Raw genomic sequence first — 12,399 nt, forward strand, 5'->3', positions numbered from 1 at the left:
GCCAATTTAAAAGAGGCTTTGCAAATTAATATCCAGGAGAACTACCTTGATCAAATTGCCATGAGTCGCTACCATCTGGCGGAGTATTTTTTGGCTGAAAGAGATACTTCATTAGCAATGGACAATGCTCAGGTGGCTCTTGAAATTGCAAAAGAAGGCAATGATAACCAGCTTGTTCTTGAAACATTAAAGCTCTACCCTTTATTAGACCCGGAAAATGCACCGTCCTACCTGAAGGAATACCTGGTTTTAAATGACAGTCTCCAGGAAGAAGATCGCAAGATCAGAAACAAATTTGCCCGTATCCGTTTTGAAACGGATGAGTTTAAAGCGGAAAACCAACTTTTGGCAAGACAAAGGCAACTATGGATAGGTATTGCTATAGGCCTTTTTTTATTGGCCATTTCATTTCTTATTATCATTTCGCAACGCGCCAAAAATCGAAAACTTCGGTTCCAGCAACAACAACAGCAGGCGAATCAGGAAATTTTTAACCTGATGCTCGCCCAGAACCAAAAACTGGAGGAGGGAAAACAATCTGAGCAGAAACGAATTTCAGAGGAACTTCACGATGGCATACTGGGTGAGATGAATGGTATTCGGATGATGTTGTTGGGATTGAACAAAAAAATAGATGATAATGCCATTAGTATGCGCGGCGCGGCTATTGAAAAGTTACAAGGTGTGCAGGAAGAGATACGAACAATTTCTCACCAATTAAACGATGCTTCTTATCAAAAATTCCATAACTTTATAATATCCGTTGAAGATTTATTAAGAAATATATGTGAAGCAGCTAATCTGGAGTACCATTTTAACTATGATGAAGGTCTTGATTGGGATGCCTTAAGTGGCGATATTAAAATTAATCTTTACAGGGTTATCCAGGAAAGTCTTCAAAATAGCATTAAACACGCTGCTGCTACAGCGATTTATGTTGAAATGGACTCAACAGATGGTATAATAAAAATAACACTAAAAGATAATGGCCGGGGCTTTAATGCCAAAAAAGGTAAGAAAGGGATTGGCCATAAAAATATTACTTCCAGAGTAAATAAATTAAACGGGGACTGGAGTTTAGAGAGCAAACCGGGAAAAGGCACCTTGGTAACTGTACAAGTGCCATACATATCAAAGGAATCTGAAAGTGTAAGTCAGATTAATGGAAAAGAAAAATTTGAGACAGTAGAAAAAACGTCATCATGAAAACGATTCGGATTTTAGCGGTAGATGATCATGAAATGACCACAATGGGATATAAATTTATCCTAGAGGACACAGAATTTAAAGATTTTAAAGTACATGTAGATACTGCCAAAACCTATGAAGGGGCGATACAAAAAATAGAAAATTCTGTCACTTCATTTAATTATGACATTCTTTTATTGGACATACAATTATCACAAGCTGTTGAAGGACCTGCGAAAACCGGTGAAGATATAGGGGTTTTTGCACGAAAGGTGATTCCCAAGACAAAAATTGTTTTTATGTCTTCATTTAGTGATAATTACAGAATAAACAGTATTCTTAAGACTGTTGATCCCGAAGGTTATATGGTAAAAACTGAAATAGATCAAAAATCATTACAGGCTATGGTCCTCACTGTAATGACCAATCCCCCCTATTATACGCAGAAGGCCCTTGCAGCTATTCGGAAAAAGATGGCTAATGATGATATTGTCCTGGATGAGAAAGATAAAAAGATACTTCATTATCTCTCTATAGGTACTAAAACTAAAGATATGGTTAATTATGTATCCTTATCACTTCCCAGTATTGAAAATAGAAAACGGAATCTGAAAGCAGTTTTTGGGGTTGAAAAACAGAACGATCAGGCCTTGATTACTGAATCCAGAAACAGAGGTTTTATCTGAATATACTCCCTCCTTCTAAGCAAAACTAGTCCCGTTTCTTTCTTCAAACTTGTCAGTTAAATACAAAACGCATGTAAAACCTTATTTATTCTATGGTTTTTATATAGCCTACTATTATTTTTTAAAATTAATTTTGATATATACCAATAAGTTTTTTTGTTATAATGTCAAACAAACAGGATAATTTTAGAGATAACCTTAAGCTTAAGCTGGATGACAACCCTCAAATAAAGGGATTGACTGCTTTTAAAAAGAGTTTGGAAAAAGATTATTTTTCTAATGTAGCCATACGAAACTGTTCCACGGATAATACCCGGGAAAATTTAGTTATTGAAATGGATTGCAATTTTAAGCTGGTTGAAGTTCTGTCACATTTACAAAAAGGTACCTGGGGCAGAATATACTCTACACAGAATAGCTGGTCTAAAAGTTCCCCATTTTCTAAGGCATTGAGAAGCTTAAATGAATTGAATCGCAGGAGAATAGATATTGAAGAACTTTCTATTTTTTTAAAAGATTCCTCTATTATCATTAAGAATATATTTGAAAATAGCATTGAAGAACAACTTCGGCAAATTCTTCAAACTATTGCGGAACACTATGTGTATTTTACCAAAAAACTTACTGAAACTCCCTATGAAATATATATTCCAGTCTTTGAGGAAGACCTCTTTGAAAATGATGCTAAACTAAAGAATATTAGGGCTGGAAATAATAATAAGAAAGATTATTTTGAATATTGGGGTCTTTATTTCGATTCTGAAAAAGATGCCGTAATCTATGACTTGAAGAATAAATCAATCATTTTTGGTGACTTATTTATGTTAAATCATTGATTAAAATGGAAAACCAATAAATAGGGCTATTGGTTTTCCATAAATCGGCGTTTGCTATCCATTGTTAAATAACGGAAGGTTTTTCATCAACTTATTTACCTTTTCTTTTACCTTCAAAACGACATCCTCCTCTTCCGGATGAGTAATAACTTCATCTATTAAGTCTACAATTTTGGCCATATCCTGCTCTTTAAGACCTCTGGTAGTAATCGCGGCAGTCCCAAATCTAATTCCTGAAGTTATAAAAGGTGATTTATCATCAAATGGAACCATATTTTTATTTGCGGTAATATCAGCTTTGACCAGAATGTTTTCAGCATCCTTTCCGGTAATATTTTTATTTCGCAGATCTATGAGCATCATATGATTATCTGTACCGCCGGAAATTATGTTATACTCTTTGGCAACAAAAGCTGCAGCCATAGCTGCGGCATTTTTCTTTACCTGCAACATATAATGCAAAAATTCATCTGAAAGGGCTTCACCAAAAGCTATTGCCTTAGCTGCTATAATATGCTCTAAAGGCCCTCCCTGGTTACCAGGAAAAACGGCTAGATTAATCAAGGCAGACATTTTTCTTAAATTTCCGTTTTTCAGCTTAATCCCAAAAGGATTATCAAAATCCTGCCCCATTAAAATTAACCCACCTCTGGGACCTCTAAGGGTTTTATGTGTTGTTGTGGTAACAAAATGACAGTGTGGTATGGGATCATTTAATATCCCTTTTGCAATCAGGCCTGCAGGATGTGCAATATCTGCCAGTAAAAGCGCATCTACACTATCTGCAATTTCCCTAAATCTTTTAAAATCCATATCCCGGGAATACGCAGAAGCTCCCGCGATAATTAACTTCGGTCGCTCCTTTTTAGCTATTTCCTCTATTTTATCGTAGTTTATCACACCGGTTTCTTCATCTACACCGTAAAACACCGGTCTGTAAAGCTTTCCGGAAAAATTAACCGGTGAACCGTGAGTAAGATGTCCTCCATGTGAAAGATCAAAGCCCAAAATTGTATCCCCGGGACTTAAACATGCCTGGTATACTGCGGCATTTGCCTGAGAACCCGAATGCGGTTGAACATTTGCGTATTCCGCGCCAAATAATTCTTTAGCCCTGTCTATTGCCAGTTGTTCAATCTTATCAACTACTTCACACCCCCCGTAATAGCGCTTTCCGGGATAACCCTCTGCGTATTTGTTGGTTAGAACAGATCCGGCAGCTTCCATAACTTGTGGACTTGTAAAATTTTCAGAAGCAATAAGCTCTATCCCATTTAATTGCCGTTCTTTTTCCTCGGCAATTAAGTCAAATATTTGATGGTCGCGTTGCATAACAATAATCTTGTGTTAAATGAGGCGTAAAAGTACAAATTGCCAGACTTTAATAAGAAGAAAATAATATATTTGATCAGGAATTTATCAAACATAAATCAACAATTATATCATGTCATTAAAAACAAATGATCCATCCAAGCAAACCTGGCTACAAGTAGCCCCTAATTCTGATTTTCCAATTCAGAATATTCCTTTTGGTGTTTTCCTGACAAGGGATGATGTCGTAACAATTGGTACGAGAATCGGGGATCATGCAATTGATCTTGGAGCACTCCATCAACTGGGTTATTTCAATGGAATTCCACTTACGGATGATATATTCCTTCAGGATACCTTGAACGATTTTATTTCTGATGGTCATAAAACCTGGCGTTTAGTCCGAAATAGGATTAGCGAAATTTTTGACATTACCAACCCTATCCTAAAAGAAAACCAGGAACACTGTAAAATTGTTTTATTCACAATGGATGAGATAGAAATGCAGCTTCCTGTCCAGATTGGCGATTATACGGATTTTTATTCAAGTAAAGAGCATGCCACTAATATCGGGAGTATGTTCCGTGACCCTGAAAATGCATTATTACCAAATTGGTTGCATATTCCAATTGGGTATCATGGCAGAAGCTCCACAATAATTCCCAGTGGGAATAATATTCGAAGACCAAAGGGGCAGACGTTACCTAAAGGGGCTAACAAACCAGAGTTTGGACCTTCTAAAATGGTTGACTTTGAATTGGAAATGGCCTTTATAACAACAGATGCGAATAAATTAGGAGAATCTATCCCAATTGACGAGGCTGAAAAGTATATTTTTGGACTGGTTTTATTAAATGACTGGAGTGCCAGGGACATGCAAAAATGGGAATATGTGCCCCTTGGGCCATTTATGGCAAAGAATTTTGCCTCTTCTATTTCTCCCTGGATTGTTACACTGGAAGCTCTTGAACCCTTTAGGGTTGAAAGTCCGAAACAAGAGCCCAAACCACTACCCTATCTGCAGCAAGAGGGAAAAAATAGCTTTGATATTCATTTAGAAGTTTCAATAACCCCTGAGGAAGGGGTCCCTACAACGATTACCAGATCAAACTTTAAGTATATGTACTGGACTATGGCACAACAGCTGGCACATCATACTTCTAATGGTTGCAAGATACTTAGTGGTGATCTTATGGGCAGTGGAACAATTTCAGGTGCAACCCCTGATTCTTATGGCTCAATGCTGGAATTAGCGTGGCAGGGAACAAAGCCTGTTAGCCTGCAGAATGGGGAAAAAAGGACCTCAATCCAAGATTTCGACACCGTAACATTAAAAGGATTTTGTGAAAAAGATGGTGTGCGCATCGGGTTTGGTACGGTAGAGACAAAATTACTTCCTACACTAAAAGATAATCTCTAAATTCAGTAAATAAAACATCATTTTACCGAATATATACGATATAATATCGTTTTTCGTTATGAGTTATATGTGTTTTGGCACAGCTATTGAAAACTGCTGTTAAAACCCTTAAATATAATATCATGAAAAAAACAATACTCTTTACAACTGTTTTGGTTCTTTTAATAGCATGCGGAGGGGTTAAAAAAACCCAGGAGGCCATAAATACGGGCAATTATTCCGCTGCCATAAATAAGGCAATAAGAAATCTGGCCGATAATAAAACTAAAAAAGGCAACCAACCCTATGTGTTGCTTCTGGAAGAAGCCTTCAAAAAATATACACAAAGGGAATTAGAAAATATTGCATATTTAAAAAAAGAAGGTAACCCTGCCAATTATGACGCAATATTTAATGGGTATAGCCGCTTGAAAAATGTTCAGCGGCAAATAAAACCACTTCTGCCTCTGCAGGTATATGAGGAAGACAGAAATGCCAGATTTTCTTTTACCAATTACGATAATGAGATCCTTGTAGCAAAAGACAATTTATCTGATTATTTATATGATAACGCTTCAGAGTTGTTACAGAATGCGAAATTCAAGGAGGACTATAGAAATGCTTATAGGGATTTTGAATATCTGAATGAATTAAGTCCGGGATTTGCTGATAGCAGAGAAAAAATGGACGAGGCCTATATGAAAGGCTTGGACTATGTTAAAGTAAACATGGTTAATGATACAGAGCAAATAGTTCCTGAGCGTTTAGAAGAAGAACTATTGAATTTTAACACTTACGGATTAAATGACCAATGGACACAGTATCATACCAATCCGCTAGCTGAAGTAGACTATGACTATGAAATGGAAGTAGCCTTCAGAGCCATTAACATATCTCCTGAACAAATCCAGGAAAAACAGATTATTAAGGAAAGACAGATTAAAGATGGTGTTGAAGTACTTGTTGATGCCGATGGCAGAGTAGTAAAAGACAGTCTGGGTAATGAAATAAAGGTAGACAGATTCAGGACGGTAAGTTGCAATTTCTATCAGTTTACCCAGCATAAATCCGCGCAAGTTACTGGTAATGTAAGTTATATAGATTTGCAAAGGAAACAACAACTCAATTCATACCCTATTAGCAGTGAATTTGTATTTGAGCATGTTTATGCAAATTATAACGGTGATAAAAGAGCGCTTGATAATGATCTTGTCCCGCTATTAGACAGAGTTGCGGTACCATTTCCTTCCAATGAGCAAATGGTTTACGATGCCGGGGAAGATTTAAAATCAAGATTGAAGGACATCGTGGTAAGACACAAATTTAATTAAAATCAGAACCCCGAACTTTCGGGGTTTTTTTATATATAGCCTGATAAATTTAGTGATGTAATTCCCCCATGAGATTCATGAGCCACTGCGATACCATTTTTTATTATTAAAACCTGAGGTGATTGGTGGTATACCTGAAATTTATTTGCAACTTCATTAGAAACTTCCCTGTATCTGTGCAAATCCAAAAAATACAAATCAGCCTGATTCTTTTCAAGGGAATATGAATTCCTGAAAGATCTGAGAACCATACTGCTGATACCACAAGAAGTGGAGTGTTTAAAAATAATCTGAGGCCTTTTAGAAGAGTTATGTTCAATCTCCATAAGCTGATCCACAGATGTTAAAGGTATCCATGCTATTTGATCCTTTTGTTCATCAGGATTTACATTTTTACTACTGAATAAGTTATTAATTATTCCCATTTTCCTTTTAAAGCTGATTAGTCGATTTTTTTATATTTCCATACAACCTGTCGAAATGTCCTGCGAAAAGATGATTTTTCCGACATCTTGTCTGTTTATTCTTCGTGGTAAGATTGTTGTCCTATATAATTCAAAATTAAACATTAACTCCAAAAAACATATATAATGAACATTAATAATTTTACCATAAAATCTCAGGAAGTCATACAGCATGCGCAAATACTTGCACAGAGTATGGAAAATCCGCAAATTGAAAATGAACATATTTATAAGGCAATCGTGGAGATTGATGAGAATGTGCTCCCATTTGTCTTAAAAAAATTAAATGTTAATATCTCTCTGGTAAACCAAATACTAGAAAAAGACCTGGAAAGTTTACCCAAGGTCTCTGGGGGAGAAATACTCTTTTCTAAAGAAGCGGGTAAAACATTGAATGAAGCTAACGTTATTGCAAGAAAGATGGAGGATGAATATGTTTCCATCGAACATTTAATAGTTGCTCTTTTTAAATCTAAAAGTAAAATTTCAAAAATATTAAAGGATCAGGGTATTCAGGAAAAAGATCTTTTGGCTGCGATTGAAGAATTGCGAAAAGGAGGTAAAGTTACTTCGCAAAGTGCCGAAGAAACTTATAATTCATTGAATAAATATGCGAGAAACCTGAATGACCTCGCCGATAAAGGGAAACTGGATCCTGTTATTGGACGGGATGAGGAAATTAGAAGAATACTTCAAATTCTTTCCAGACGGACCAAGAATAACCCTATGCTGGTTGGGGAACCAGGAACTGGTAAAACTGCAATAGCAGAAGGACTTGCTCATAGAATTGTCCAAGGGGATATCCCAGAAAACTTAAAAGATAAAGTTATTTATTCCCTGGATATGGGGGCGCTGATAGCCGGTGCAAAATATAAAGGAGAATTTGAGGAACGGCTAAAATCAGTTATTAAAGAAGTGACCAGTTCAGATGGCAATATTGTACTCTTTATCGACGAAATACACACCCTTATTGGTGCCGGCGGAGGTCAAGGAGCAATGGACGCGGCAAATATTCTAAAACCCGCTTTGGCAAGAGGAGATTTACGGGCTATTGGTGCCACAACATTGGATGAATATCAAAAATACTTTGAAAAAGATAAAGCACTCGAGCGCAGGTTTCAAAAAGTTACGGTAAACGAACCTGATACGGAAAGTGCCATTTCAATTTTACGTGGTATTAAAGAAAAATATGAGGCACACCATAAAGTAAGAATTATGGACGAAGCTGTTATTTCGGCAGTCGAATTATCACAGCGATATATTACCAATAGATTTTTGCCGGATAAAGCTATTGACTTAATGGATGAAGCTGCGGCTAAACTGCGAATGGAGATAAATTCCAAACCAGAAGAATTGGATGTACTGGACAGAAAGATCATGCAATTGGAGATTGAAATTGAAGCAATCAAAAGAGAAGATGATCATGCTAAACTTAAAGTACTTAATGTAGATCTGGCCAATATCAAAGAAGATAGAAATGAAATTTTTGCTAAGTGGGAAAGCGAAAAAACTGTAATTGATAATATTCAAAAAACAAAACTGGATATTGAAAATTTCAAACAAGAGGCTGAAAGAGCAGAGCGAAATGGAGACTATGGTAAAGTAGCGGAATTGCGATATGGAAAAATAAAAGAAGCTCATGAGCGCTTAGAATTACTTCAAAAGGATCTTAGCAATGAGCAAAAAAAAGGAACCCTTATCAAAGAGGAAGTAACTACCGAAGATATTGCAGAAGTAGTCGCGAAATGGACGGGTATTCCAGTTAAAAAGATGTTACAAAGTGAACGCGAAAAACTATTGAAGCTGGAAGATGTGTTACACAAACGTGTTGTTGGGCAGGATGAGGCCATTCAGGCCGTGTCTGATGCTATCAGGAGAAGCAGAGCAGGTTTACAGGATGCCAAACGCCCCATTGGCTCATTCTTATTCCTGGGCACCACCGGTGTTGGAAAAACCGAACTGGCAAAAACTTTAGCTGCTTATCTGTTTGATGATGAAAATGCACTTACCAGAATTGATATGAGCGAATATCAGGAGCGTCACTCAGTAAGTAGATTGATAGGGGCCCCTCCGGGGTACATCGGTTATGATGAAGGTGGTCAACTCACCGAAGCCGTGCGCCGTAAACCCTATTCTGTGATACTTTTAGATGAGATAGAAAAAGCACATCCGGATACATTTAATATCCTATTGCAAGTACTCGATGAAGGAAGACTTACAGATAACAAGGGAAGAGTTGCTGATTTCAAAAATACTATTATCATAATGACCAGTAATATGGGCAGCCATATTATTCAGGAGAAATTTGAGGTCCTGGACGACATATATTCGGCAATGGAGTCTGCCCGAATTGAGGTTATGGGGCTTCTTAGAAAAACTATTCGACCTGAATTCCTTAACAGAATAGATGATATTATTATGTTTACTCCCCTTAACAAAGAGGATATTACACAGATTGTTAAACTGCAACTGGAGCAGCTTAAAAAAATGCTCTCTAAACAACATATCACAATTGATGCAACCGAAGAAGCCGTTGCTTACCTTGCCCAACGTGGTTATGACCCACAATACGGGGCCAGGCCTATAAAAAGAGTGATCCAGAAAGAGGTGTTAAACAGCCTGTCAAAAGAATTACTCGGTGGTAAAGTTAAGGCAGATAGTATTGTGTTAATAGATTCTTTTGAAGACGGTCTGGTTTTTAGAAATCAAAGTGAGTTAGTTAATTAATCCTTTTAATAATTGAAAAGTGTACCCTTCCGATTTACATCGGCATAGGGTACATTTTTTTTATGCATTAAAATACCATACAGTATATAGATTTTTTATCTTCGTACAAAATAGAGGACCCATGCCAACCAAAGCTGAAAGAACCACTGCATATATTATTGAAACTGTAGCCCCTATCTTCAATAAGCATGGCTATGTGGGAACCAGCATGAATGACCTTACTGAAGCAACCGGTCTTACAAAGGGAGCGTTATATGGTAATTTTGAAAATAAAGAGGCCCTTGCCATTGCCGCTTTTGAATATAACAGCAAACGACTTCTGAAGGCCATTGATGATAAATTGAATATCGAAGGTACAGCCCTGGAAAAACTATTTTCGCTTACTGATTATTATCGCCATTATGACTCTTTCACAGCAAGCATGGGAGGTTGTCCCGTTTTAAATGTGGGTGTAGATGCCAAATATAATAATGCTACTTTAAAGGCAGCAGTCAATGAAACAATACGAACAATTGAAGGGAAAATTGCTTTGATTCTGGAAAATGGGGTAAAAAACAATGAATTGAAACTACCTGTTACCCCTTTACAATTTGCAAAACAATTATACACAATGATTCAAGGAGCTACAGCCATGGCAACAATTACAGGTGACAGGAAATATCTTATTAATACAATTGCGTATCTTGATCTTCTGGTTAAAAAAGAAATCAAAAAATAGCTATTTACTTACCTACGACTCTATAAATCCAGGTTTTACCGTCGTAACGCCCACCATATTTAGAATCTCTTGCATTTCTTGCTTCCTGCATTGAATCATACCTTTTTAAATACACATAGTTATATTTATTCTTCGCACGATAGAATGATTTTGGCTGCAACCCTTCATCTGACAACTTCTTGACAAAAGCTTCGAAGTATTTTTTGGTGCCAAAGACGTTAGCTATTAAATAATAACCGGGTTCTAAGCCCTCCTCAGAAGCCACTTCCTCGTAAACTTCTCCTTTTTTCAATACTACTACTTCTTCTATAGCTTTTTCTTTTTCAAGCGCATTAATAGAATCCTGCATATTCTTTTCCCTAAGTTTTCTGGCCTCTGCCAATGTTTCTGCCTGTTTAACAGCATTTAGGGAGTCTATCCTACTTTTCTCCTGTCCCGCTTTTATGGCAGCAATCGCGATAGCCTCTTTAGCCATCCTGATGGAGTCTTTTCTTTTGGTTTCTGCCAGTTCTTGAGCTTTGGCTAATTCAATTTGTTGGTTTACGAGTGCAATTGAGTCTTTTCTTTTTGTTTCTGCCAGTTCTTGGGCTTTTGCCAATTCAATTTGCTCGCTTACAATGGCAATTGAATCCTTACTTTTCTGATTCTGAAGTTGTTCCAGCGCTAATATTTCTGCTGCCTTAACAGCCGCCAGAGAATCTTGTTTTCTTTGGGCTTCCAACACTGCTAATTCTTCGTTTATCTGTTGCTGTTCTGTCTCCAAATCTTCTAACTCCTCAACTTCAAAGACTTGTTGTCCAAAACTAAAGGCGGTCACAATTTCAAAACTCGGGTCCTCACCTTTAATATCAGCACTGGTTCCAAATTCAACCAAAGCCCCAAGGGAAAGTTTTTTAAAGAAGTGTCCCCCTATTCCGGTTGAGATGCCGTAAAAATTATTATATCCCAATTGAGCCCAGAATTTTGGTGTAGAAAAAAAGGTGTTCAATCCTATTTGATTATCAAAATCAGGTAAACGCTTATAGTAAAGAGTTGGTCTTATATAAGATGTGGAGGAATCACCAAAAATAGTTACAGGGAAATCATAACTGGCCAGACCCATATAAATTAAACCCGTAGCACTGGCATTACCTTCATTGGTTGTAAGGTTTCTATCCATCAAATTTTCCATAGCGATACCAAAACTAAAAGCATTCAACTGAAGTTTAACAGCTGGTGCTATTTGAAGAATAAAGTTGCTTTTTTCTTCAAATATTGGTAACCCCGGATCCATAATAAACTCCTCGGCCAGTTTTCGTTGGTAACCAATGGCATTTATCCCCAGGGTTATTTGGGTTTTGGAATTCAATACAAAATTATATGCATAATTCAATACTCCTCCCGTATTGACAAAAACACCTGTATTATGTTGAAGAAACCCTCCTCCAATGGCAGATTCTTCGTTAAGTTTTCTGGAATAATTTAAAAATAAGGTTGTGGGGCTACTATCCGGAGTTTGCCATTGCCATCTGGTCCACAATGCTACTGATTGCGGATTATTCCTGTCCAATGAAAATACCGGGCTTAAAAGACTACTGTTAAATTCTGTAAGGTTATGCTGTCGGAAATCATATGGTAATTCCGGCTCCTGAGATTTTACAGATAGCACGGTCAAAACCATAAAAAGAAACAGTGCTTTTTTCAACATAACTACAGAAAAAACAAAGGGTTAAACATACTAATTTTACCGAAATTCAGTT

At 36.9% G+C, this 12,399-nt stretch carries 10 protein-coding genes; 7 read left to right on the forward strand and 3 right to left on the reverse strand.

The window, feature by feature from the left end:
- The 3 genes from WBM60_RS04795 to WBM60_RS04805 form a co-directional block, all read left to right on the forward strand.
- Positions 1-1,206: sensor histidine kinase (locus tag WBM60_RS04795; RefSeq protein ID WP_424282813.1), on the forward strand; the 1,206-nt coding region annotated here is incomplete at its 5' end.
- Entirely contained in the window at positions 1,203-1,874 is a 672-nt protein-coding gene (locus WBM60_RS04800) for a histidine kinase (RefSeq protein ID WP_424262746.1), read from the forward strand. The genes WBM60_RS04795 and WBM60_RS04800, both read left to right, overlap by 4 nt.
- Positions 1,875-2,038: 164 nt before the next feature.
- A complete protein-coding gene (locus WBM60_RS04805; RefSeq protein ID WP_424262744.1) occupies positions 2,039-2,710 on the forward strand; it encodes a hypothetical protein in 672 nt (223 codons plus the stop codon).
- Between the two features lie 54 nt (positions 2,711-2,764).
- Here the strand turns inward: WBM60_RS04805 and glyA are convergent, their stop codons facing one another.
- Complete coding sequence (gene glyA / locus WBM60_RS04810; RefSeq protein WP_424262742.1) at positions 2,765-4,042, reverse strand: serine hydroxymethyltransferase; 1,278 nt, start codon at positions 4,040-4,042, stop codon at positions 2,765-2,767.
- A 112-nt stretch (positions 4,043-4,154) separates the two neighbouring features.
- On the opposite strand from glyA, the gene fahA reads away from it, so the two are divergent.
- Both fahA and WBM60_RS04820 read left to right on the forward strand, forming a co-directional pair.
- On the forward strand, positions 4,155-5,441 hold the full coding sequence (gene fahA, locus WBM60_RS04815; protein WP_424276944.1) for a fumarylacetoacetase: 1,287 nt from the start codon (positions 4,155-4,157) through the stop codon (positions 5,439-5,441).
- 122 nt (positions 5,442-5,563) lie between these two features.
- Positions 5,564-6,751 (forward strand): hypothetical protein, encoded by a 1,188-nt coding sequence (locus tag WBM60_RS04820; protein ID WP_424259752.1) that lies wholly within the window; start codon positions 5,564-5,566, stop codon positions 6,749-6,751.
- A 29-nt stretch (positions 6,752-6,780) separates the two neighbouring features.
- On the opposite strand, the gene ytxJ is transcribed toward WBM60_RS04820, so the two are convergent.
- On the reverse strand, positions 6,781-7,176 hold the full coding sequence (gene ytxJ / locus WBM60_RS04825; RefSeq protein ID WP_424259753.1) for a bacillithiol system redox-active protein YtxJ: 396 nt from the start codon (positions 7,174-7,176) through the stop codon (positions 6,781-6,783).
- A gap of 165 nt (positions 7,177-7,341) precedes the next feature.
- Here ytxJ and clpB point away from each other — a divergent pair, with 165 nt between their 5' ends.
- Both clpB and WBM60_RS04835 read left to right on the forward strand, forming a co-directional pair.
- Positions 7,342-9,942 (forward strand): ATP-dependent chaperone ClpB, encoded by a 2,601-nt coding sequence (gene clpB / locus WBM60_RS04830; protein ID WP_424276945.1) that lies wholly within the window; start codon positions 7,342-7,344, stop codon positions 9,940-9,942.
- Positions 9,943-10,063: 121 nt separating this feature from the next.
- A complete protein-coding gene (locus WBM60_RS04835; protein ID WP_424282814.1) occupies positions 10,064-10,660 on the forward strand; it encodes a TetR/AcrR family transcriptional regulator in 597 nt (198 codons plus the stop codon).
- 4 nt (positions 10,661-10,664) lie between these two features.
- Here WBM60_RS04835 and WBM60_RS04840 read toward each other — a convergent pair whose 3' ends face one another.
- On the reverse strand, positions 10,665-12,347 hold the full coding sequence (locus tag WBM60_RS04840) for a PorP/SprF family type IX secretion system membrane protein (protein ID WP_424282815.1): 1,683 nt from the start codon (positions 12,345-12,347) through the stop codon (positions 10,665-10,667).
- Between the last annotated feature and the right edge of the window lie 52 nt (positions 12,348-12,399).

Origin of the sequence: Eudoraea sp. (assembly GCF_049669105.1) — a bacterium.
Classification (GTDB): domain Bacteria; phylum Bacteroidota; class Bacteroidia; order Flavobacteriales; family Flavobacteriaceae; genus Eudoraea.